This window comes from Williamsia sp. Y721 (assembly GCF_059683565.1).
Genome location: NZ_JCASNH010000002.1, coordinates 27,414 through 50,800, shown reverse-complemented (window position 1 = coordinate 50,800; position 23,387 = coordinate 27,414). Strand labels below are relative to the sequence as shown.

Sequence of the window (23,387 nt, the reverse complement as noted above, 5' to 3'; positions counted from 1 at the left end):
GCGTTCTACGCGAGTGCCTCGAGGCTGTCGTCGTCGACGAACACAAGACTTCCGTCGTTCAACAACACAGCGAAGCGCTTCGGGCTGACCTTGAGTCCGTCACCGAGATCGACCGTGGCCTCGGGGAGAATGCCGAAGTCCTCGACGATGGTGCCTTCGCGAGTGTTGTCGTCTGTGGTGACGTTGACCTGCGCTCCAACGCTGAGTGCCTTGGACACTTCGGGAGCATCCTTATCAGCAGCAGTCGATTGTCTATTTCGCATGCATACATTAGATCAGTAGATTCCCGCTGTTGGTACATCGGAGTTGCTGAACTGCTCATTCGGCATTGCGATATCTGAATACACGAGTTGTATTAACGGCTTCGATTACGCCCGAATCCCCCCGCGCAAAGATCGCGTAAAGATCGTGAATGCGGGCGTATGAAGGTCGTCAACGGTGGGTTCGATGGCCCTTTGGTCGGCGCATGCTCAGGACACACGCCGGGCTCGATGGAGTAGCCCGGCATCTCTCCAGGAGTGGTCGTGTCAGATCTCTGTTTCCTGCTGGCGATCGGCGGCGGGTTTCTCATATGCGCGCTGGTTCTACGCACCGTCGCTGCGAGAACACGCCGGTGACCGCCGACGGAGCAACCAATGTCGTGTTGCTGATCCTCGCCGTGATCGTCGTGCTGTACCTCTTTGCCGCCCTCATCTTTCCCGAAAGGTTCTAAGGCGTGAACTCCTCTTTGGCCGCCGCGTTCCAGGTCGGGGTGGTGGTCTTCGTACTCGCGGCGGCATATGTGCCCCTCGGCGACTACATGGCCCGGGTGTTCTCCGGCGCCCGCGATTGGGCGCCTGAACGATTCATCTACAAGATCGCCAGGATCGATCCCAAGCGTTCCCAGACGTGGACCGGCTACGCCACCGCGTTGATCGCGTTTTCTTTCGTCGGCATCGTGTTCCTCTACCTGCTGCAACGACTGCAAGGTGTCCTGCCCTGGAGCGACGGCCGTGATTCCGTCTCACCCGCGATGGCTTTCAACACCGCGATCTCCTTCGTCGCCAATACCAACTGGCAGTCCTTCTCACCCGAAGTGGTGATGAGCAATCTGACCCAGATGGTCGGGCTGGCAGTACAGAACTTCCTGTCTGCAGCTGTCGGGCTGGCGGTTGCCGTTGCACTCATCCGCGGCATCATCGCAAAGAAGGGTGACGGCCAGCTCGGCAACTTCTGGGTCGACATGACCCGTGCGGCGCTCCGAATCCTGTTGCCGCTGAGCATCATCGTCGCGACCATTCTGCTCACCCAGGGTGCCATCCAGTCGTTCAAGAGCGGCTTCGACTTCATCGGTCTCGACGGGTCGAGTGGTTCGAGTGTGGTCGGTCCGTTCGCGTCGCAGGAAGCCATCAAGGAACTCGGCACCAACGGAGGTGGCACGCTGTCGGCCAACTCCGCTCATCCGTTCTCGAACCCGACGCCGCTGAGCAACATCGTCGAAGTCCTTGCACTGCTGATCATTCCGGTCTGTTTGACGCGTACCTACGGCACCCTCGTCGGTGACCGTCGCCAAGGTCTGACGATTCTCGGAGTGATGGCGGTGATCTGGACCGGCATGTTGGCCATCGTGTGGGCCTTCGAATCGCGTACCAACGGTATTGCGGCGCAGGCGGCCGGCGCCATGATGGAAGGCAAAGAGCAGCGATTCGGAGTGGCGGGGTCGGCATTGTTTGCGGTCTCGACCACCGGAACATCCACGGGCGCGGTGAACTCCGCGCACGATTCGTACTCCGCTGCCGGTGGCGGCGCGCTGATCTGGAACATGCTCCTCGGTGAGGTCGCACCAGGTGGTGTCGGTACCGGGCTGTACGGAATGCTGGTACTTGCGATCATCGCGGTGTTCGTTGGTGGCCTGCTGGTCGGGCGGACCCCACAGTTCCTCGGGAAGAAGATCGGTCAGCACGAGATCACCATGGCGGCTTTGTCGATCCTCGTGATGCCTGCGCTGGTACTGACCGGAACCGCGATCACGGTCATCTTGTCGTCAACCACCGGATTTCAGGGCAATAGCGGCGATCCGGGTTCGCCCGAGTCGATCCACGGTTTCTCTGAAGTGTTGTACGCCTACGCTTCTGCCGCCAACAACAACGGCAGCGCCTTCGGTGGCCTCACCGTGACCAGTGACTGGTTCCAGACATCGCTGGGCTTCGCGATGCTCCTCGGCCGATTCCTGCCGATCATCTTCGTTCTTGCGCTCGCAGGTCTGCTGGCATCGCAAAAGCCCCGGCCATCCAGTAGCGCAACACTTCCCACACATGGCCTCCTCTACGGCGGCCTGGTCACCGGCACCGTACTCCTTGTTGCCGGGCTCACCTTCTTCCCCGCGATGGCGCTGGGACCAATAGCAGAGGCATTGTCATGACCGCATCGGTGGCGGAGCGTTCCACACCCGTCGACATCGCAGACGATGATCTGGCAGGCAGCGGAGCATTTGATCCGCGGCAGCTGATCACCTCGGTGCCACAGGCACTGCGCAAACTCAATCCCCGCGATCAGGCGCGCAACCCGGTGATGTTCGTGGTCTACATCGGCGCGATCGTCACCACCTTTCTTGCGCTGTGGCAGCCGTCGTGGTTTTCCTTCGCGGTGGTGTTTTGGCTCTGGTTCACGGTCCTGTTCGCCAACCTGGCCGAAGCGGTTGCCGAAGGCCGTGGCCGGGCGCAGGCGGCAAGCCTGCGCAAGGTCAAGCAGGACACCATGGCCCGCAGGCTCGAGGCGGACGGGAGCATCACCGAGATCTCCGGTAGCGCACTGGTCATCGGCGATCGGATCGTGGTCGAGGCAGGCGAGGTGATCGCGGGCGACGGCGATGTGGTCGAAGGTATTGCCACAGTGGATGAGTCCGCGATCACCGGCGAATCTGCCCCGGTCATCCGGGAATCGGGTGGCGATCGATGTGCGGTGACCGGTGGCACGGTTGTGCTGTCGGACAAGATCATCGTCAAGATCACCACCTCGCCCGGCGAGTCGTTTGTGGACCGGATGATCGCGCTGGTCGAGGGGGCATCGCGCAAGAAGACACCCAACGAGATCGCCCTCGACATCTTGTTGTCCAGCCTGACCATCATCTTCCTGTTGGCGGTGGTTGCAGTCGGCCCGATGCAGGAGTACGCGGGCCAGACCCCGGATGCGGTCAAGCTCATCGCGTTGTTGATCTGCCTGATCCCGACGACCATCGGTGCCCTGCTCTCGTCGATCGGTATCGCCGGTATGGACCGGTTGGTGCAACGCAACGTGCTCGCGATGTCGGGCCGCGCGGTGGAGGCCGCAGGCGACATCGACACGCTGCTGATGGACAAGACCGGAACGATCACCTTTGGCAATCGTCGTGCCACCTCGCTTGTCGCCGCGCCGGGGGTGACCACGAAGGAACTCTCGTTGGCCGCATGCCAATCGAGTCTCTCTGACGACACGCCAGAGGGGCGCAGCATCGTCGACCTCTGCCGAGACGAGTTCGGCCTCGATCCGGCGTCGATCGATATCGAAAGCAGAGGTTCTCGAGAGGTCATCGCCTTCACCGCCCAGACCCGGATGAGCGGGATGGATCTGCGAACCGGCGAAGGTGTGCGTCAGATCCGCAAGGGGGCAACTGATTCGGTACTTCGGTGGGTGGCCGACAACGGCGGTGTACCGCCGAGCGAGGTGTCCGATGAAGTCGACCGCATTGCCGGTGCCGGTGGAACCCCGTTGGTCGTCGGAGTGCGGGCCGGGGATACAAAAGCGCGTGTCCTGGGTGTCATCGCCCTGTCCGACGTTGTGAAACCCGGTATGGCGCAGCGCTTCGCGCAGCTGCGGGCGATGGGCATCCGGACCGTGATGGTCACGGGTGACAACCCGCTCACCGCCAAGGCCATCGCCGCAGAGGCCGGGGTCGACGACTTCGTGGCCGAGGCGACTCCCGAGGACAAACTGGCACTGATCCGTAAGGAACAGGCCGGCGGGCGACTGGTCGCGATGACCGGTGACGGCACCAACGACGCACCCGCACTGGCACAGGCCGATGTCGGTCTGGCGATGAACACCGGTACGTCGGCAGCAAAAGAGGCGGGCAACATGGTGGATCTGGATTCGGATCCGACCAAATTGATCGACGTGGTGGCCATCGGCAAGCAGCTGTTGATCACCAGAGGGGCGCTCACGACGTTCTCGCTTGCCAACGATCTGGCGAAGTACTTCGCCATCCTGCCCGCCCTGTTCACCGGCATCTATCCGCAGCTCGACAAGCTCAACATCATGGGCTTGCATTCGGCGCAGTCGGCCATCACCTCGGCGGTGATCTTCAATGCGCTGATCATCGTGGCGTTGATCCCGTTGTCGTTGCGGGGTGTTCGTTACCGGCCCAGCTCGGCGTCGAAGTTGCTGGGCCGCAACCTGTTGATCTACGGACTCGGTGGTGTGGTCACGCCGTTCATCGGAATTTGGCTGATCGACCTGGTGGTCCGCTTTCTCCCGGGAATGGGGTAGTTGAACATGAACTCTGTGTCGACATGGATACGGCAGTGTGTGGTTGCCGTCGCGGTGCTCGCGGCGATGACGGTGATCCTCGGCGTCGCCTATCCCACCGTGGTGTGGGGGATTTCAAGAGTCACCTCGACCTCCGCGGAGGGCTCAAAAGTGGAGGACAGCAACGGTTGTGTGGTGGGGTCGAGTCTGATCGGAATCGACCCGCAGGTCGAGGAGGGCCAACCCGACAAGTTCCTACATGCCCGCGTGCTGGGATCTGCTGACGACCCGATGGCACCCGGCGACCCGGCCGCCTCGGCTGCCAGTAACCAGGGACCTGGCAGCGCCAAGCTCGCGGGATGGATCGACGAGCGCAGGCAGATCATCGCCGCCAGGGAGAACGTCGGACCGGCGCAGGTGCCTGTCGACGCCGTCACCGGATCGGGATCGAGTCTGGATCCGCACATCAGTGAGGCCTACGCACAGCTCCAGATACCGCGGGTGGCCCGTGAGAACGGGAAGTCTGTGGATGAGGTCGAGCGGGTGGTCGCCGATAACACCAACGATCGCCAGCTGGGATTCCTTGGCGAGCCGACCGTCAACGTTCTCGGTGTCAACATCGACCTGGGGCTGACCGCTCCGGCCTGCGACTAAGATCGCTGCAGTGACTGCCGGCAAAGAGACCAGGGGACGACTCGAGGTATTCCTCGGATGCGCACCTGGTGTGGGCAAGACGTACGAGATGTTGGCGCAAGCCCACGCGCTGGTCGGCGAAGGTGTGGATGTGGTGGTCGCGGTGGTCGAGTCGCATGGGCGCTCGGTCACCGCGGCCATGACCGACGGCCTCGAGATCATCCCCCGTCAGAAGGTCGAGTATCGCGGCACGGTCCTGGAAGAAATGGACCTCGACGCCGTGTTGGAGCGCCGTCCACAGGTGGCGCTGGTCGACGAGTTCGCCCACACCAACGTTCCCGGTTCGCGAAATACCAAGCGGTGGCAGGACATCGACAAGCTGCGTGACGCCGGGATCGACGTGCTGTCCACGATCAACATCCAGCATCTGGAGAGTCTCAACGACGTTGTCCATGAGATCACGGGCATCGTGCAGCGCGAGACGGTTCCCGATGATGTCGTCCGCAAAGCCGATGAGATCGAACTCGTCGACATCGCTCCGCAGGCGCTGCGACAACGACTGGCTGCGGGCAAGGTCTATCCCGGCGACCGGGTCGGCGGCGCGCTCGCCAACTACTTCCGGCAGGGAAACCTCACCGCACTCCGTGAGCTGGCGCTGCTCTGGTTGGCCGACCAGGTCGACGACAACCTGGCGGCATACCGTGCCGCACACGACATCACCGCGACGTGGGAGGCGCGCGAGCGAGTGGTGGTGGCGCTGACCGGTGGCCCCGAATCGGCGACGTTGTTGCGTCGGGCGAGCCGGATCGCTTCGAGATCAAGTGCTGAACTGGTTGTCGTACACATCGTGCGGGCCGACGGACTGGCCGACCCGACGGCTGTCGACATCATCAAACTGACCGAGATCGCCAAAGGGTTTGGTGCACAGATCCACACGATCGTCGGGGACGACGTTCCGGTCGCGTTGCTCGAGTTCGCCCGCGGCATCAACGCCACGCAGCTCGTGCTGGGAACGTCGCGGCGCCCGCGGTGGAAGCGGATCTTCGACGAGGGTGTCGGTGCCACGGTGGTCCGGAACTCAGGGAAGATCGACGTGCACATGGTCACTCACGAAGAGGCCACGGCACGGAACCCGCTGGACATCAGGCAGACCAGATTTCATCGCCCACTGAGCTGGCTCGCCGCAGCGGTGGTTCCCTGCGTGGCCGCGGCTTTCCTTGCGCTGCTGGACGAATGGTTGGGGATCGCCGGCGAATCGGCGCTGTTCTTCGTGGTGATATTGGCGGTCTCGATGCTCGGTGGCATCGGGCCGGCGGTACTGTCGGCGCTCCTGTCCGGGTTGCTGCTCAACTACTTCTTCACCACCCCCCGGCACACGTTCACCATCAACGAGCCAGAGAATCTCATCACCATCATCGTGATGTTGATGATTGCCATCGCTGTTGCGGCCCTGGTCGATTCGGCGACGGTGCGGCGGACGCAGGCACAACGTGCCAGCCGCGATGCCGAACTCCTGGCAACATTCGCCGGAGCCGTCCTCAGTGGCGAGGGCCTCGAGGGGCTGCTGCAACGCGTCCGGGAGACATACGACCAGGAGGCGGTGTCGGTGGTGCGTCGGGGTGGTCGTGACCCGAACACCGTCGAGGGGGCGGTCGGTGATGACCCGCCGACGGAGTCGTCCGAGGCCGACACCGTGTGTTCGGTTCCGGGCGGTGAGTTCGAGATGCTGCTGAAGGGACCGAAACTCGGAGGACGAGAACGCAAGGTGCTGTCGGCGGTCGCCACGCAGGCGGCGGGGATCGTGGAGCGCCGTGAACTGGCTGCCGAGGCGTCCGAAGCACGCGCACTCGCGGAAACCGATCAATTGCGCAGGGCGCTGTTGTCGGCGGTGAGCCACGATTTGCGTACCCCGCTGGCCGCGGTCAAGGCGGCGGCGTCGAGTCTGCGGGGTACCGACGTCACATTCTCCCCCGAGGACACCGCAGAATTGCTCGCCACGATCGAGGAGTCGACCGATCATCTGACCGCGCTGGTGGGCAATCTGCTCGACTCGTCGCGGTTGGCGGCGGGTGTCGTCCGCCCCGACCTACAGATGGTCTACCTGACCGAGGTGGTGAGCGGGGCGACGGTCGGGATATCGCGGCTTGACCCGGCAGGCGCGAATCGCATCGAACTCGATGTCGAACACATCCTCGTCTACGCGGATCCGGGCCTGTTGGAGCGGGTTCTCGCCAACCTCATCGACAACGCCCTGCGTCACAGCGGCCAGTCGAGTCCGGTTCAGGTTCGAGCCCGGCTCACTGCCGATGACCCGCCTCGGTGCACCATTTCGGTATGCGACCACGGACCGGGTGTTCCCGCTGATGATCGGGACAAGATTTTCACCGCATTTCAGCGACTCGGGGATCACGACAACGGTGTGGGCGTCGGGCTCGGGCTGTCGGTTGCCCAGGGGTTCGTTGCGGCCATGGACAGCAAGATCGTCCCCGGCGTCACCCCCGGTGGGGGTTTGACGATGTCATTCCAACTTCCCGTCGGCCCTCCATCGGAGCGCGACGATGAGTGAGCGGGTGCGGGTCCTGGTCGTCGATGACGAACCGCAGATTCTGCGTGCGCTCCGAATCAACCTGAACGCGCGTGGATTCGACGTCACCACCGCCTCCAGCGGCGCCGGCGCGCTGACTGCCGCCGGGCAGACGAATCCACAGGTCATCGTGCTCGACCTCGGTCTGCCTGATATCGACGGGTTCACCGTGCTGGCCGGACTGCGAGGCTGGACCAATGTGCCGGTGATCGTGCTGTCCGCGCGCGTCGATTCGGCAGACAAGGTGCAGGCCCTCGACGCAGGGGCCGACGATTACGTGACGAAACCGTTCGGGATGGAAGAATTCCTGGCCAGGCTACGAGCAGCGGTACGTCGCGGGAGTGTAAGCACAGATGACGGCGCTCCGGTGGTCGAGACCGACGCCTTCACTGTCGACCTGCGAGCCAAACAGGTGACGCGCGCCGGCGAGCCCGTGCACCTGACTCCCACGGAGTGGGGTGTGCTCGAAATGCTTGTGCGGCACGAGGGAAAGCTCGTCAGCCAGCGCGACATACTCAGCCACGTCTGGGGCCCGTCCTATGGCACCCAGACAAACTATTTGCGTGTTTATCTGGCCAGTCTGCGGCGCAAGCTCGAACCCGATCCCACCCGGCCGCGGCACCTTCTGACAGAAGCGGGCATGGGATATCGCTTCGTGCGATAGCGCGTTGTGTCGTCCAATATTTGTTGATTGCAATGAAATTATCATTGGTCCACTTGCCTGAAAGGGTAGGTGGACTTCGTTGCTAATTCTCGATCGCTTTTTTGAACCCTGTGGATCACAAACTTTGCGAGTGCTCGCTTTCGATACGATCCGCGTTAGTTGTTTGTGAACTTAGAAAACAGAATCCGATGAAGTAGGTGTGCCCGAAAGTTCGCATGTTTGTACTACAGCGCAGGTCAGTGGTGGTGTCACAATACTTCTTGACCCGCTCGAGGCCGCCGGTTTGCCAAAGATATTTCCCTTGTGGGAGTTTTACTTGGAATGACCGGTTTGGCAATTCAGTTGTGTAGTTCCGTGCCGGATTTCAGTTGTTGCCGGGCGAAGCCGTCCATTATGTGTTTAGGATCGAAGTGCTCTAGTGGAAGGGTGGACAATGGTGGTGGCCGGTCGGCTTGGTGATACTCAACTGTTTATCGAACCCGAGGGCATTTTGTTACAGAGAGCGGGCGAGCGCTGTGCAGCAATCAGGACCTGAGACAACAACGCTCCTTGCCACTCTTCGGCGCTGGCAGGACGTCGAATGTGCCGACGGCGTGTACTGGTGTGCAGCGTGGCTGTACTCGTGTGGAGATACGCTCGCCAATGACCTCCTCGAAGACCTCGTCCGCGACGAGGGTCTGGAAGACGCATACATCGACGAGGCCCTTCGTATGTTGGCGCGCTCCCGGTTCCAAGACCTCGTCGAGTGGTGCCTGCAGACGGCGACCCGCCTCGACGGATCGCTGACCACTGATCCCGGCCGCTGGTTGCCGGAACTCGTCCGGAGTCTCGACGACGGCGTTCTGACCCTGAGTGTGGCGCTGCACCGACTTGTATTGGCCGACATGTGGCTGATGACCTGTTCCGACTCCGTGCTGATCCAGAACGCGCCTGCCATCCGCGCGTACCAGGCCAAACGCCAGGCGATTCTGGCAACGGCGGCGCAACGCAACTGATTTCATCGAGAGGCCTTGCCCAACGCCGGTCGCCGGGTACTTCAGATGACATGACCGGACGCTGCCGATCTTGTTCGGCACCAGAGATTCAGTACGCGCGAAGACGGGGGCATGATGCCCCCGTCTTCGTCCGGATCGTAGCTGTCGCAGAGACCTAGTTGGCTTGTGGCCCTGCGGTATCCGCGTCGACGCCTAGGACCTCTGCCCCGGGAGTTGCAGGGGCCAGTACTTCGTCGTCAGTTCCGGTTGAACCACCGGATGCGTCGGATGGGGCGTCCGGAGAGCCCAGTGTCTCTGCTCCGGGTGTCGCGGGCGCCAACACCTCGTTTGCGGCATCTTCCGAAGAGACCTCCGTCGTGCGGAGTTCCTGTGGGTCCTGGGCTGCCATGGTCGACCTCTCATGATGCTGATCGTGCAGTCGAGACTGCTTGTCAGTCCACAAAGAAATGTGGGGTGCACTTCTTCTTTACCCAGATCGGACATCACGAAACTTCTGCAACCGCGAACCGATGGGAACAGCGGGCGAGGGGACCGCAGATACGAGGAAACCCCGGCTCACATTTCTGCGAACCGGGGTCTCACTGCTTGTGTCTCAACCAACACATCTTGCAAGACCGATCGAAATCGGTCTTTCAGTCGGGGTGGCGGGATTCGAACCCACGACCTCTTCGTCCCGAACGAAGCACGCTACCAAGCTGCGCCACACCCCGTGACAATCAACCTGCGATAGCTTACCGCAGTCCGCCCGAGGCATTAAATCGCCTGGTCAAGGGCCTCAATTGGCCTCGGCGCTGATCGGCGGAAGCGAGCCTTCCTGGTCAAAATCGGAGTCGTGATCGGAGACCGGTGTGAGCGTCAACAACGACGCCTCCGGACGGCAGCAGAAACGGGCCGGTGCGTACGGGGAGGTGCCCAGGCCCGCACTCACGTGCAGGCGCATCGAGGCGCCCCATGCGGACGGTCCCTTGACCCGCGACCGGTCGAGGTGGCAGTTGGTCACCAGCGCGCCGTACAGCGGCAGGCAGAGCTGTCCACCGTGGGTGTGGCCGGCCATGACGAGGTCGTAGCCGTCGTCGGCGAACCGGTCCAGGACGCGCGGCTCGGGCGAGTGGGTCAGGCCCAGGCGCAGGTGCGCGAGCGGGTTGGGCCGTCCCTCGATGGTCTCGTAGCGGTCGCGCCCGATGTGTGGATCGTCGACGCCGGCGGCGGCCACGCGGACCCCGGCGACCTCGAGTTCACGGACCGAGTGGGTGGCATCGAGCCAGCCACGCTCGGTGAACGCCGCCCGCAGGTCCTGCCAGGGCAAAGGCTCCCCATGGGACCGCTTGTGGTTCTTCTTGAAGTACTTCAGCGGGTTCTTGGCGGTCGGACCGAAGTAGTCATTGGAGCCGAAAACAAACAACCCGGGCACCGACAGCAGTCCACCGAGGGCCTGCACCACCGCGGGCACCGCCTGGGGGTGGGCAAGGTTGTCGCCGGTGTTGATCACCAGGTCGGGCTTGAGGCCGGCGAGTTCCTGGACCCAGGCCTGCTTGAGGCGCTGGCCAGGCATCATGTGCAGGTCGCTGATATGCAGAACCCGCAGTGGTGTGGCGCCGGGCTCGAGCACCGGAAGTGTCTGATGGCGCAGCGCAAAGGCATTGCGCTCCACCAGAGTTGCGTAGGCGAGGCCGGTTGCGCCTGCGGCGACGGCGCTGAGCGCGATCTGCTGCAGCGTCGGGCGTGAGAGTTGATTCCCGCGCCGAGGAGCGCCTTGTAGTCCCTGAATCATGGTCCCAGAATACGCGCCGGTCCCGAACCCGCAGGTTGCTCGCCCTATGCCCTGAGAGAAAACAGGTTGGGAACGCGGTACCTCGTCGGCGTAGCTTTGACCTCATGTCGACCATCAAGGAACAGATCCGCGCCGATCTGACCACTGCCATGAAGGCCAAGGAAACCCTCGTCACCGGGACGTTGCGGATGGTTCTGGCCGCGATCGGTGCCGAAGAGGTCTCCGGCAAGGCGGCACGTGAGTTGACCGACGACGACGTGCTCAAAGTGCTTGCCCGCGAAAACAAGAAGCGGGCCGAGGCGGCCTCGATCTTCGCCGAGAACGACCGTGAGGAACTCGCCGCCAAGGAGCGCGCCGAAGCTGAGATCATCGCCCGCTACCTGCCGAGCCAGCTCGACGACACCGAGCTTGAGGCAGTGGTGAACCAGGCCTATGCGGCCGTCGCGGAACAGACGGGCGCCGAGCCGACGATGAAGCAGATGGGCCAGATCATGGGACAGGCCACAGCCCTGGCAGCCGGCCGGGCCGACGGCAAACGACTGTCGGCTGCGGTCCGCGCGCGACTGCAGTAACCGCAGCACCCCGAATTCGCGCCACTTACCTGCGTTCGCACCGGTTGCAACCGGCGCAAACGTAAGCAAGTGGCGCGAATTTTGGTTATGGGGGTGGCGGGATCTCGATCGGACCGATCCCCGGCACGGTGATCGTCGTCGGCAGAGCGGGTGCACGTGACGTCGCCGGTGGCGGTGGCTGCGTTCGCCCGGTGCTGACGTAGATCGTGATGGTGCTGCCGCCGATCGCGGTGTCCGCAGGGCTCGTCGACAGGACGGTCCCCGCGGTCGCAGTACCGTCTGTCTGGACCGAAGCGACCCGGAATCCGGCGTCCTCGAGGCGTTTGGTGGCCGCACTTGCGCTCATGCCCGCCACATTCGGGACGGATGCGCCGCCGACTCCGGCGACATAGCGCGGATCGTTGGGCGGCAGCGTGGTTGGCCCGAAGTTGTTGGCGATCGGCATGATCGCGGTGAACCAGGTCCGTGCCGGTTCACTACCGCCATACAGGGTTCCGCTGCCGCACTGCCGAAGTGGGCCCGAGCAGAGTTCGGACGGCGTCGGGGAATCGTTGTAGGTGTAGGTGGCCGCAGCCAGATTGTTGGTGAAACCGACAAAAGCCGACGAGCGGTGCGCTTCGGTGGTGCCGGTCTTGCTGGCCAACGGCAGACTCCAACCGGTGGAACTGGCGGCACCGGCGGCGGTACCCGCGCCGCGATCGTCGGCGCTCAAGGCGTTGGCGAGGGTGTCCGCGAGCCCGGGTTCGACGGCTTTCTCACACTTGGGTCGCTCGAAGGCGACTTCCTGGACCGCGGGGGCGCCGTTGGCGTCGACCACCTCGTTGCCGTAGCGGTCCCGCTTGGGCTGCGTGATCGATGCGATCGGATTGGGTGGGCACCAGACGCCGTGCGAGGCGAGCGTTGCGCCGACGTTCGACAACTCCAGCGCGTTGACCGCGGTCGGTCCCAAGGTGAACGAACCGAGGTTGCTCTGCTTGAAGTAGTCCGCCAGAGACTGCTCGCCGTTACCGGAGCTTCCGGGGCTGGCATAGGACCTCATGCCCAACCGAACCGCGATATCGACAGCCGGTCCCACACCGACGTCCTGCAGTAGCTTCACAAACGCGGTGTTGGGCGACTGCGCGAGAGCGTCGGTCACCGACATCCGGGCCGGATACCTGCCGTCGTTCTTGACGCAGTAGCTGGCCGGGGGACAGCCGTTGGCGCCATCGCTGCTCCCCATGCCCTGGGCTTGGAACGATGGCGGGACCACCAGCGACGATCCGGCGCCGAGCCCGTTCTCCATGGCTGCGGCGACGGTGAAGATCTTGAAGATCGATCCGGCGCCGTCTCCGACCATCGAGAACGGCTGCGGCTGGACGGTCTGGTTCGCGTTCTGATCGAGCCCGTACGCACGACTCGAGGCCATCGACATGATGTCGTGCGATTCGGTGCCGGGCTTGATCACGCTCATCACCGTCGCAACGCCATCGAGGTTGGGGTCGGTGATCTTCTGAACGCCGGCATCCGTCGATCGTTGGACGGCCGGATCAAGCGTGGTGCGGATCGTGTAGCCGCCACGGTTGATGGCTTCGCGGTTCATGCCGTTGGCGGCCAGGAACTGCAGTGCGTAGTCGCAGAAGAATCCGGCGTCGGCGGCGGAGAGGCAGCCATTGGGCAGGGTGATCGGGGAGGGGGCAACGCCCAGCGGGGCGCTCATCGCGGCGCGGTATTCGGCGGCGCGGTTCGGGAAGTTCGAGACCATCGTCTCGAGCACGACGTTGCGGCGTTCGATCACACCCTCGGGGTTGGCGTACGGGTCCAGGGCCGAGCTCGACTGGACCATGCCTGCGAGCATGGCTGATTCGGGCACCGTCAGATCTTTGGCCGGCTTGCCGAAGTAGGTCTGGGCGGCGGCTTCGATGCCGTAGGCCCCGTTACCGAACGGCACCACGTTCAGATAACGGGTGACGATCTCCTTCTTCGCCTCCTGCTTGGCCTCTGCGTCGCTGAGGTTCCGGTCGCTCTTGATCTGCTCGGTGAGCGTGTTCTCGAGGGTCAACGCCATGCGGACCTCTTTGAGCTTGCGGGCCGGAGTCGTCTCGGTGGCCGCGCGGCGCTCGGCATCGTTTTGCGCGAGTACCAGTAGTTGGTAGTTCTTCACGTACTGCTGGTCAATGGTCGATGCGCCCTGCTGGACCTCGCCGGACGACTGGTTCTTGAGGAACGCGCGGATGGTCCCCTTCCAGTCGACGCCGTCGTGATCGAGGAATCGGCGGTCCTCGACGGAGATGATCGCTCGGATCATTTCCGGCGAGATGTCGTTGTATCCGACCTGGGTGCGACGTTGGTCGTAGACATACGCAAACGGCTTGCCGTTGACGTCTGTCATGGTCGTGACCTCGGGGACCTGCCCCTCGATGAGCTCCGACGACACGTTCTGCATGGTGTCCGCCGCCCGATTCGACACCAGGCCAAGGCCGCCGGCGATCGGAAACAGCAGGCCGGCGACCAGAACTCCGGCCAGGACACAGGATCCAACGAGCAGAGTTAAAGACTTCGACTTCGACACGCCCGCCACGATACGTGTCACCCCGCGGTGCCTCGAGGGGGTTCGACGGTCTTGAGATCGACCCGATACCTCATCTGTTTGGACGTCAGTGCCACTTTTTTCAACCCAGCTCTTGACTGGCCATGACTGTGATCCATAGATTAGTTCTACTTGAATGTGACTCACATAACATTCAGTCGTAAATGCAAGTCCAGGCGTACTTCATATGCTTTAGACAGGGGATGCACATGGCGAAAGCGGCAGCTGCGACCGTAGAAAACGAAGCCAGACTGGCCTGGGTGGCCAGGGCACGGTGCCGTGAGGTGGATCCTGACCAGCTGTTTGTCCGCGGCGCTGCCCAGCGCAAGGCGGCAACCATCTGTCGGCATTGCCCGGTGCAACTCGAATGTGGAGCTGATGCACTCGACAACCACGTCGAATTCGGTGTGTGGGGCGGGATGACGGAGCGTCAGCGTCGAGCACTTCTGCGGCAGCATCCCGAGGTCACCTCGTGGAGCACATTCTTCGAAACTCAGCGCAGGCGTCAAATCGTCGGCGTTGGTTGAGTAGTCAAAAATAAATCACCAGAGGAGGCGGCCGGGGAGACCGCCTCCTTCCATGTTTTCAGCCTTTGTTTGTGAGCTGTTCGGCCACGGCACGTAACGCGGTCATATCCGCGACCTCGAACGGCAATGCCGGAACGCCCACGATCGGAACCGTGGGATGTGAGGTTGTGAAGCTGTGCAGCAGGTGCAGCTCGCGTTTACCGATGGTGGCCCGCTCCGCGTGAATGGTCAGAATCGCCTTGGTCAGTGGATCATCGATCTGCGCGGCGGTGGCCTCGGCGGTCGATCCGCTGATGCTGGTCAGATTCGGATGGGTCCGATTGAGGATCAGCCCGGCCAGCGGCATCTTCTCTTCCGACAGTCGATCGACGAAAAATGCGGCTTCACGCAGTGCGTCCGGCTCGGCCGTGGCAACCACCGCGAACTTGGTCCCCGGCTGTTTGAGTAGCGTGTAAGTCTTGTTGGCCCGCTCGCGGAAGCTGCCGAACATCGTGTCGAGTGACTGTACGAACACGGACACGTCGCGCAGGGTCTCGCCGCCGATGATCGTCGAGACGCCCTTCATCGCCAGGCCCACGGCGCCGGTGACCACGCGCCCGACACCGCGTCCACCGCCGACGAGCACCTTCATCAGGCGACCTTCGAGGAACGAACCGAGTCGCTGCGGTGCATCGAGGAAATCCAAGGCATTGCGCGACGGTGGGGTATCGACCACCACGAGGTCCCAATCATCCTGTGCCAGAAGCTGTCCCAGCTTCTCCATCGCCATGTATTCCTGTGTCCCGGAGAACGAGCTGGCAACCGTCTGATAGAAGGAGTTGTTCATGATCGCCTCGGCCCGATCGGGCGGCGAGTATTGCGTGACCATCTCGTCGAAGGTCCTGCGCATGTCGAGCATCATCGCGTCGAGCGTTCCCTCACCGTCGATCTTCACCGGCTGCGGGCTGTTGGTCAGCTCGTCCATGCCCAGCGACTGGGCAAGGCGTTTGGCCGGATCGATCGTCAGCACAACAACTTTGCGACCACGCTCGGCAGCCCAGACCGCCATCGCCGCCGCAGTGGTGGTCTTGCCGACTCCACCTGCGCCGCAACAGATCACAACCTTGGTGCCCGGATCGACGAGGATCGCACCCATTTTCAGATCGATGGGCATCAGGCACCCGCTTTCTGCAGGATCTCGGACAGGTCGTAGAGACCGCCGAGGTCGATACCTTCGTCAAAGGCCGGGAGTTGCAGCTTGTCCTGGTGCAACGATTCCAGTTCGGCCCCGGCCTCGAGTTGTGCCTGCACCCGGCTGGCATGCTCGATGGTCTCGGTCAACAGGCCCTCGAAGTCGGCTTCGGTGACGGTCAGGCCTGCGGCGTCGAGCTGAGCCCTCAGCCGGCCGGCGTCGATCACGCCATCGGCGATGTCGGTGACCGAAGCGGCAGGCAGATGCTGCGGCGACACCCTGTTGATGATCAGCGACCCGATCGTCAGGTCTTTGCCCTCGAGCTCGTTCACCGCATCGATGGTCTCCTGAATCGGCATCGCCTCGAGCAGGGTCACCAGATGCACCACGGTCTCGCCCGAGTGCAGTAGCTTCACGACACCGTCGCTCTGATTGCGGAGCGGACCGGTCTTTGTCAGATCGGCCATCGCCTTGGTGACATCGAGGAAGTTACCGATCCGGCCCGTCGGCGGTGAATCCACAACCACCGCGTCGTAGATCCGGTTGCCCTTCTTGTCCGTCCGGACCACGCACTCTTTGATCTTTCCGGTCACCAGAACATCGCGAAGCCCCGGCGCGACGGTGGTGACAAAATCGATCGCCCCGATCCGGCGCATGGCGCGGCCGGCGAATCCGAGGTTGTAGAACATGTCGAGATATTCGAGCAATGCGTGCTCGATGTCGATGGCCAGCGCCGAGACCTGGCCGCCGCCCTCTGCGGTCGCGACTTTGGTCTCGGTCGGTGCCAACGGCGGGACATCGAATATCTGCGCGATGCCCTGCCGCCCCTCGCATTCCACGAGCAACACCTTCTTGCCCTCGGCCGCAAGCGCCAACGCGAGCGCAGCCGCGACGGTCGTCTTCCCGGTCCCACCCTTACCTGACACGAAATGAAGCCGTGCTTTCCTGGCTGCTTCCGGCCAGTGATAACCCTGAGGTTGTTCTGACGTCACCGGCTCACCTTATCCATCAAGGGCGGTGACCAACATGGCGCAGCGGACTTCGGGCCCAAGTTTTGTCGCTCGCCCCGACTGTGGTTCCGACAGTTGACCGCGGCTGCCCCTGGCTTGCGCGTATGCAGCCGTTAGGCTGGGCACATGAGTGAGCCAACTGCCTGGGAATACGTGACCGTTCCGCTTCTGACCCATGCCACCAAACAGATTCTCGACCAGTGGGGTGCCGACGGTTGGGAGCTGGTCAGCGTCCTGCCCGGACCCACCGGCGAGCAGCACGTCGCCTACCTCAAGCGCGCGAAAGGCTGATCTGCACATGACCTGGTCGGAGCGACTGACTGAACTGAACATCGTGCTCCCCAAAGTGGTGGCGCCCCTTGCCGCATACGTGCCTGCCGTCCAGACCGGCAACCTCGTATACACCTCGGGTCAGCTGCCGATGCTCGGTGGAGAGCTCACAGCGCACGGCAAGGTGTCCGAGGGCGCCGAAGGTGTGGTCCGGCCCGACGCCGCCGCAGAGGCCGCACGGGTCTGCGCGCTGAACGCGCTGGCCGCCATCGACGCGCTGGTGGGTATCGACTCGATCAAGCGGATCGTCAAGGTCGTCGGATTCGTGGCCTCGGCACCCGGGTTCACCGGACAGCCCGTCGTCATCAACGGCGCCTCGCACCTGCTCGGTGAGATCTTCGGTGAAGCCGGAGCCCACGCCCGATCAGCAGTCGGTGTAACCGAACTGCCTCTCGGTGCACCGGTCGAGGTCGAACTCATCGTCGAGGTCTGACCACAGCGGTATCGATCCAGCTGTAACACTGCTCCAAACCTTCACCGGTCCGCGCGCTCACTCCGAATCACGTGGGCGCGCGGATTCGTCTGGTCCAGACGACATTTCCCGCCGAAACCGTTGGCGGTGTTGATGAGTGAGACCTGGGCACCCTTGTCTTGAAGCCTTGTGGCATCGAGATCCCGGCGAACTCATCGTCGTGACGATGGAATCGACCCCCCTACCGCCTATGACAGGCGGGTGTGAGCTGGGTAATAGGCTGGTGCGAAATGCGGGGGACCAGAAGGAGCATCGGTGACCGATCCGGCGAGGCGCTGGGCCAGTAGCGGGATGGCTCATCTGACCGGTGACCCCGGCGGCCCACCTGATTTCAGCCGGGCCGGCATCCTGGCGCTGGCCGACGAGGCCGCAGCGCCCTTTGATGTCTCGGTCGACGATCTCCTCGCAGGCCGATCCGCGCTGATGGGGACCCGGCGACAGGGGCGGATATCGGTGGGCGGTGCCACCCGGTTGATCCGGTGCAGCGACACCTGGGCGGCGTTCTCCCTGGCCCGCAGCACTGACATCGAATCGCTGGGCGCATTGCTCAGTACCGATGAACCCATCGAGGACGTGTGGTCGACGCTGGAAGTCGCGGCCCGGGCCTGGGTGGCGGACGAACTCGTCGAGCGCGCACAGATGCTCGAGATCCCCGCATCGGTGCTGGGATCGGCGACCGCACCACCGTCGGTGATCACGCGAGGTTGGGCCCGGTCGCAGCCGCGGGCAGTCGACAGCGAGTTGCTGGTGGTCGACCTGTCCGCGATGTGGGCCGGACCGCTGTGTGGACAACTTCTCGGGCGCCTGGGAGCCACGGTGATCAAGGTGGAGAGTCCCGGCCGGCCGGACGGCGCTCGCGCCGGGAACCCCGACTTCTTCCGGTGGATGAACGGTGGGAAGCATCTCTTTCCAGCCGAGATCACCAGCCGGAACATCGAATTGGCGAATCTGCTCGACGTCGCCGACGTGGTGATCGAGGCATCGCGACCACGGGCGCTGGAGTCCGCGGGGCTGGACGCCGCGACACGTGCACCCCGCGCGGGTCGGGTCTGGGTTCGGATCACCGGATACGGCACGGCCCCTGACATGCGCAACCGGGTGGCGTTCGGTGACGACGCGGCGGTCGCCGGTGGACTTGTCGGACAGGGGAGTGCCGGTCCGGTGTTCTGTGGCGACGCGATTGCCGACCCGTTGACGGGGCTCGAAGCCGCAGGCGCGGTGGTCGCATCGCTCGGTCGCGGCGGAGGGGAGATCATCGACCTGGTGATGTCGGGGGTTGCGGCAAAATACGCTGCAGTGCAGACGATCCCGAGTCACAACGATCACGCCGACACTGTCGCCCGGGTGCCCGTCATCGCGGAGGCCACCGGCGCGGCGGTGGACGCGCAGTGGGTGGCAGGTCTGATCGAGAGTCGGGCGGCATGCTGATCGTCAATGCGCGACGACTCACCGGGGAGCCCATCGCGGTGCGCACGGTGGGTGACCGCATCGGTGAGGTCGGTTCTGAACTGGTTGCGGTACAACGAGAAACAGTTCTCGATGGACGAGGAGGCACCCTGATCCCAGGCCTCTGCGACCACCACATCCATCTTCGGGCCACCGCGGCCGCGGCCGAGTCGACAAGGGTCGGTCCCCCGCAGGTCCGGACCCCACAGGAGTTCAGGGCTGCGCTGATCACGGCGACCCCGCAACCGGATGGGTGGATCCGTGCGGTCGGCTACCACCACAGCGTCGCCGGAGAGCTCGACCGGCATACTCTCGACACGCTGGTTCCGCACGTGCCCTTGCGGATTCAGCATCGTAGCGGTGCGATGTGGTTCGTGAACTCGGCCGGTCTGGCTGCTCTCGGGCAGGGCGATCATCCCACCGGACAGCTCTTTCGGCAGGACGCCCAGGTGGCTGCGACAACCACCGGCAATCCCACTGATTTCGGTCCGCTCAGCCGCCGTTTGAGTGCGTACGGCGTCACCGCCGTCACGGAGGCGACCCCGGATCTGACCGCGTCCGACCTGGATTCGCTCGACGCCGCCGTCGGCGGCGGTCAGATCCGTCAGCGGGTCCTGGTGATGTCTGCCGATTCGGGACGCGACCATCCGCACCTGTCGTTCGGGCCGGTCAAACGTATTCTCGACGACACCACCCTCGACCTCGATGCCCTCGCCGAATGGATTGCGGCGGTGCATCTCCGGGGCGCTACGGTGGCCTTGCACTGCGTCACCACCGTGCAGTTGGTGGTGGCCACCACCGCGCTGCGGTCCGCCGGAGTGCACGCCGGCGACCGCATCGAACACGCTGCAGTGGTACCCGAGGCGATGATCGATGACCTTGCGGAACTCGGCATCACCGTGGTGACGCAACCGGGCTTCGTGGCCGAACGCGGCGACGAGTACCTACAGGATGTGCCGACCGCCGAGCACGAAGAACTCTGGAGGCTGCGAAGTCTGCAATGCGCTGGAATACCGGTGGCAGGCAGCACGGACGCCCCGTTCGGGGATCTTGATCCCTGGGCGGCGATGCGCGCGGCGCGCGATCGCACAACGGTGAGCGGATCGGAACTGTCCATCTCGGAGCGTATTTCGGCCAGGTCTGCCGTAGAACTGTTCCTGGGCGAGCCCGGCGATCCGGGAACGCCACGTGAGCTGACCGCCGGTTCGGTGGCCGATCTGTGCCTGCTCTCCGAACCGCCAGAGGTGGTACTCGCCGAGCTCGACGCAGAACTTGTGGCCGCCACGGTGATCGGTGGACGGTTGATAGGCCGATGAGGAGTGAAGAGATGACAGATCTGCCGCAGTTCGGGATCTTCGTTCCCCAGTTGGGGATGGAGGCCGATGCCGTGATCGCCGCCGCGCGGGGCGCCGAGCAGGCCGGATTTGATTCGTTCTGGGTGATGGACCACCTCTTTGCGCCCGGCGCGCCGTCCCTCGATGCGCTGGAGAGCTGGACATTGCTGTCGGCGATCGCCGGGGCGACCTCGGACATCCGGCTCGGACATCTGGTGGTGTGCAACCCACTTCGGCACCCGGCGGTTCTGGCGAAGATGGCGGCCACAGTCGACCGGATCTCTGGAGGCAGGCTCGATCTGGGCTTGGGCTGGGGATCGATCGAAGCCGAGTTCGAGATGTTCGGCATCGAACACGGGTCACGGAGGGAACGTGCGCAGCAGTTGGGGGAGACGGTCGAGATCCTCCGCCTGATGTTCTCCGGAGAGCCGTTCGAGTACCAGGGCAAGCACTTTGCGCTGTCCGGTGCCTACGGCAGGCCGACGCCGGTCCAGAGTTCGATCCCCATCCACATCGGCGGAGCAGGCAAACAACTGACGATGCCGCTGGTCGCCGAATACGCAGACTGGTGGAACTGCGTTGGTGGCGCGCGTGATCAGCTCGACGAACTGCGTCCGTTGAGCGGTGGTGCGCGCCTGTCGGTGCAGTATGCCGTGGGTGTTGTAACCGACGAGTCGCTGCGCGCCAAGGTGATCGAGAGAACCGCTCGCCGGCTGCCTGAATCCGGTTGGGGCAAAGCCCTCGTCGGTACACCCGGCGAACTGGTCGACATGTTCAAGGCCGAGATTGATCGCGGGGTCGAACTGTGTATCGTCCGCCTCCACGATCTCGCCGACCCGGAGACCATCGAGATTTTCGGGCGCGAGGTGATCGCGGGGGTACTGGATGGTTAAGTCGTCAGGGCGGTGAACTTCCAATCGAGCACGGGTGTTGTAGTGCCATCGGCGGCAACAACATCGGCCAATGACCGCAGTTTCAACAGGGTTCCACCGGCATCGAGCGATTCAGCCGACTCCACCTCGAGTCGGCTGGTGATGGTGTCGCCCTCGTGTACCGGACCGACATGGTCGCAGGACTGCCAGCCCAATACCGTCACCAAATTGGGCAGTGCGCGATTGGCCTGAGACAGTGCGATGCCGATGGTGTGACCGCCATACACCAGGCGCTCGCCACCGATCCGCGCATCATGATGGGTGGCCGCGATATTGAGTGAGAGTCGCGCCAACTCAGGGGCACTCGACACCACATCGGCACTGGATACGTAGACCGTACCGGGTGCCGGAATCGACTGGGACTTCGGCAATGCCGACAGATCCCAGCCGGCGGGGATCTGAAAGGCAGGTTCGTCGGCGGGGCCGATCGCGGAGAGATCGTCGGTCGCCTCGGGACGGCCTGAGGCCGGAGAGCCGGACAGCGGGATCATCGCGCACCGGTAGAAATCGAGGATCTTGTTCCCGTCGGCGTCGGTGGTCTCCATCCGCAAGGCCGCAAGTCCGGTGGGCCGCCGTCCGGGTTTGACCGAGTTCGCGCGTAATCCAACAACTTCGGTGCAGGTGTAGAGCGTGTCGCCGATGTGGGGAAAGCGGTGGAAGCGGAGACCGCGGTAGAAGAGGTTGGCTTTCACATGATGTGTCGCCAGCGTCGACTGGCCGATCGCCACATCGCAGACCAGTCCGGGATGGGCCAGTGGCGTCGGCCTCCCGGTGACCGCCTGTGACAGGTGTGCGTCAAGTGAGAGGCGCAACCTGTCGCCGAGTATCGACTGGTGCACTGCGGCAGCACCTTCGGTCAGGGTCATCGACGGGGCGGAGTCGAAGACCTGTCCGATCACGAGTTCGTCGAAGTATGGTCCACCGACGGCGATCGGGTCAGTCATCAATGCTCTCCTCTACCTTGGCCAATGTGCGTCGTGCAGACAATGCAACCGCCTCGTCGAGCATCTGCCCGTCGAGTTGAGCGGCCCCGGCGCCGCGCAGAGCGGCTTCCTCGAGTGCGGCCAGAACGCGTTGTGCGTGTTCGACAACATTGGCCGATGGAGTGAATTCGTTGGTCACGTAATCGATTTGGCGTGGATGGATCACCCATTTGCCGTCGAACCCCAGTTCGCGTACCCAGCGCGTCGCAAACCGGAAATCGTCGTCGTCGCCGGTACCGAGATGTGGTCCGTCGATCGCGGCGATACCAGCGGTCCGCGCGGCGATCAGGACCCGGTCCTGAATGGCTGCCCACCGGTGCGGCGGCAGGCCCGGTTCTCGACCGAGTTCGGCCCCGAGGTCGGCGTATCCGATGATCAGGCCGTCCAATTCGTCGACGGCACTACAGATGTCGTCGAGAAATGTCAGGCCGATGGGGGTTTCGATGAGCGCTTGCAGGGTGGCGCCATGGCCGGAGAGGCCGGCGGCGGCTGTCTCGAGATCGGCGGCGCCCTGAACCTTGGGGACCACCACGCTGGAGAGTTGGGGTCCGGCCTGCGCCAGCGCCGCGAGGTCGTCGGCCGCCCATGGTGAATCGATGCTGTTGATGCGCACGGCGATGGTGGTACCGGACGCCGGTGTGATCGTGTTGATGGCCTCGACCACCAGGGCGCGGGCGTCACCCTTGTTCGTGGGTGTGACGGCGTCCTCGAGATCCAGGACTACCTCGTCGGCTCCGGCCTGCAGTGCCTTGGTCAACTTGCGGCGGTCAGAACCCGGGGCCACGAGCACAGATCGTCGGCGGCTCATCGCATCCTTTCGGTGACTGGTGCATAGCGTATGTACGGCCAAATCATGGTCGTCGAGGTTCGGCGGTGTCAAGCAGTGTGTGGTCGAGCCGGGCAATGTGTGGT

21 protein-coding genes and 1 tRNA gene are annotated in these 23,387 nt (G+C 63.6%); 14 read left to right on the top strand and 8 right to left on the bottom strand.

What is annotated here, in order from left to right:
- Positions 1–5: 5 nt before the first annotated feature.
- On the bottom strand, positions 6–218 hold the full coding sequence (locus AC56PL_RS08855) for a hypothetical protein (RefSeq protein ID WP_495513352.1): 213 nt from the start codon (positions 216–218) through the stop codon (positions 6–8).
- 353 nt (positions 219–571) lie between these two features.
- On the opposite strand from AC56PL_RS08855, the gene AC56PL_RS08850 reads away from it, so the two are divergent.
- From AC56PL_RS08850 to AC56PL_RS08820, 7 genes are all read left to right on the top strand, one after another.
- A complete protein-coding gene (locus AC56PL_RS08850) occupies positions 572–712 on the top strand; it encodes a potassium-transporting ATPase subunit F (RefSeq protein ID WP_495513351.1) in 141 nt (46 codons plus the stop codon).
- Between the two features lie 3 nt (positions 713–715).
- Positions 716–2,401, top strand: a complete 1,686-nt coding sequence (gene kdpA, locus AC56PL_RS08845) for a potassium-transporting ATPase subunit KdpA (protein WP_495513350.1) — start codon at positions 716–718, stop codon at positions 2,399–2,401.
- A complete protein-coding gene (gene kdpB, locus AC56PL_RS08840) occupies positions 2,398–4,503 on the top strand; it encodes a potassium-transporting ATPase subunit KdpB (RefSeq protein ID WP_497153624.1) in 2,106 nt (701 codons plus the stop codon). The genes kdpA and kdpB overlap by 4 nt, the downstream gene beginning before the upstream one ends.
- Positions 4,504–4,509: 6 nt before the next feature.
- The gene (locus tag AC56PL_RS08835) at positions 4,510–5,136 is read left to right on the top strand and encodes a potassium-transporting ATPase subunit C (protein ID WP_497153623.1); all 627 of its coding nucleotides are present in this window, start codon (positions 4,510–4,512) and stop codon (positions 5,134–5,136) included.
- 10 nt (positions 5,137–5,146) lie between these two features.
- Complete coding sequence (locus AC56PL_RS08830) at positions 5,147–7,681, top strand: DUF4118 domain-containing protein (protein WP_497153622.1); 2,535 nt, start codon at positions 5,147–5,149, stop codon at positions 7,679–7,681.
- Complete coding sequence (locus tag AC56PL_RS08825) at positions 7,674–8,363, top strand: response regulator (protein ID WP_497153621.1); 690 nt, start codon at positions 7,674–7,676, stop codon at positions 8,361–8,363. The genes AC56PL_RS08830 and AC56PL_RS08825 overlap by 8 nt, the downstream gene beginning before the upstream one ends.
- Before the next feature lie 515 nt (positions 8,364–8,878).
- A complete protein-coding gene (locus tag AC56PL_RS08820) occupies positions 8,879–9,358 on the top strand; it encodes a hypothetical protein (protein ID WP_495513345.1) in 480 nt (159 codons plus the stop codon).
- Between the two features lie 636 nt (positions 9,359–9,994).
- Here the strand turns inward: AC56PL_RS08820 and AC56PL_RS08815 are convergent.
- Positions 9,995–10,068: transfer RNA gene (locus tag AC56PL_RS08815), tRNA-Pro, on the bottom strand.
- Positions 10,069–10,133: 65 nt separating this feature from the next.
- Positions 10,134–11,129, bottom strand: coding sequence for a metallophosphoesterase (locus AC56PL_RS08810; protein ID WP_497153620.1), 996 nt, complete (start codon positions 11,127–11,129; stop codon positions 10,134–10,136).
- A gap of 104 nt (positions 11,130–11,233) precedes the next feature.
- On the opposite strand from AC56PL_RS08810, the gene AC56PL_RS08805 reads away from it, so the two are divergent.
- Positions 11,234–11,701, top strand: coding sequence for a GatB/YqeY domain-containing protein (locus AC56PL_RS08805; protein ID WP_497153619.1), 468 nt, complete (start codon positions 11,234–11,236; stop codon positions 11,699–11,701).
- 85 nt (positions 11,702–11,786) lie between these two features.
- On the opposite strand, the gene AC56PL_RS08800 is transcribed toward AC56PL_RS08805, so the two are convergent.
- The gene (locus AC56PL_RS08800) at positions 11,787–14,252 is read right to left on the bottom strand and encodes a penicillin-binding protein (RefSeq protein ID WP_497153618.1); all 2,466 of its coding nucleotides are present in this window, start codon (positions 14,250–14,252) and stop codon (positions 11,787–11,789) included.
- A 227-nt stretch (positions 14,253–14,479) separates the two neighbouring features.
- Here AC56PL_RS08800 and AC56PL_RS08795 point away from each other — a divergent pair, with 227 nt between their 5' ends.
- The gene (locus tag AC56PL_RS08795; RefSeq protein ID WP_495513341.1) at positions 14,480–14,797 is read left to right on the top strand and encodes a WhiB family transcriptional regulator; all 318 of its coding nucleotides are present in this window, start codon (positions 14,480–14,482) and stop codon (positions 14,795–14,797) included.
- A gap of 58 nt (positions 14,798–14,855) precedes the next feature.
- Here the strand turns inward: AC56PL_RS08795 and bagB are convergent, their stop codons facing one another.
- Both bagB and bagA read right to left on the bottom strand, forming a co-directional pair.
- Positions 14,856–15,950 carry an ATPase BagB gene (bagB, locus tag AC56PL_RS08790; RefSeq protein ID WP_495513340.1) on the bottom strand — a complete coding sequence of 365 codons (1,095 nt, stop codon included), beginning with the start codon at positions 15,948–15,950 and terminating at the stop codon, positions 14,856–14,858.
- On the bottom strand, positions 15,950–16,960 hold the full coding sequence (gene bagA, locus AC56PL_RS08785; RefSeq protein ID WP_495513339.1) for an ATPase BagA: 1,011 nt from the start codon (positions 16,958–16,960) through the stop codon (positions 15,950–15,952). The genes bagB and bagA overlap by 1 nt, the downstream gene beginning before the upstream one ends.
- Positions 16,961–17,104: 144 nt before the next feature.
- On the opposite strand from bagA, the gene sp36 reads away from it, so the two are divergent.
- The 5 genes from sp36 (at position 17,105) to AC56PL_RS08760 (ending at position 21,453) form a co-directional block, all read left to right on the top strand.
- Positions 17,105–17,269, top strand: coding sequence for a Sp36 family protein (gene sp36 / locus AC56PL_RS08780; RefSeq protein ID WP_023956445.1), 165 nt, complete (start codon positions 17,105–17,107; stop codon positions 17,267–17,269).
- Positions 17,270–17,276: 7 nt separating this feature from the next.
- A complete protein-coding gene (locus AC56PL_RS08775; RefSeq protein WP_495513338.1) occupies positions 17,277–17,741 on the top strand; it encodes an Atu1372/SO_1960 family protein in 465 nt (154 codons plus the stop codon).
- A 294-nt stretch (positions 17,742–18,035) separates the two neighbouring features.
- Positions 18,036–19,208 (top strand): CoA transferase, encoded by a 1,173-nt coding sequence (locus AC56PL_RS08770; RefSeq protein WP_497153617.1) that lies wholly within the window; start codon positions 18,036–18,038, stop codon positions 19,206–19,208.
- A complete protein-coding gene (locus AC56PL_RS08765) occupies positions 19,202–20,542 on the top strand; it encodes an amidohydrolase family protein (protein ID WP_497153616.1) in 1,341 nt (446 codons plus the stop codon). The genes AC56PL_RS08770 and AC56PL_RS08765 overlap by 7 nt, the downstream gene beginning before the upstream one ends.
- An 11-nt stretch (positions 20,543–20,553) precedes the next feature.
- Positions 20,554–21,453 (top strand): LLM class flavin-dependent oxidoreductase, encoded by a 900-nt coding sequence (locus AC56PL_RS08760; RefSeq protein ID WP_497153615.1) that lies wholly within the window; start codon positions 20,554–20,556, stop codon positions 21,451–21,453.
- Here the strand turns inward: AC56PL_RS08760 and AC56PL_RS08755 are convergent.
- A complete protein-coding gene (locus tag AC56PL_RS08755; RefSeq protein ID WP_497153614.1) occupies positions 21,450–22,436 on the bottom strand; it encodes a MaoC family dehydratase in 987 nt (328 codons plus the stop codon). The genes AC56PL_RS08760 and AC56PL_RS08755 overlap by 4 nt on opposite strands.
- Positions 22,429–23,283: an HpcH/HpaI aldolase/citrate lyase family protein gene (locus AC56PL_RS08750; RefSeq protein WP_497153613.1), complete on the bottom strand. Its 855-nt coding sequence runs from the start codon at positions 23,281–23,283 to the stop codon at positions 22,429–22,431. The genes AC56PL_RS08755 and AC56PL_RS08750 overlap by 8 nt, the downstream gene beginning before the upstream one ends.
- Between the last annotated feature and the right edge of the window lie 104 nt (positions 23,284–23,387).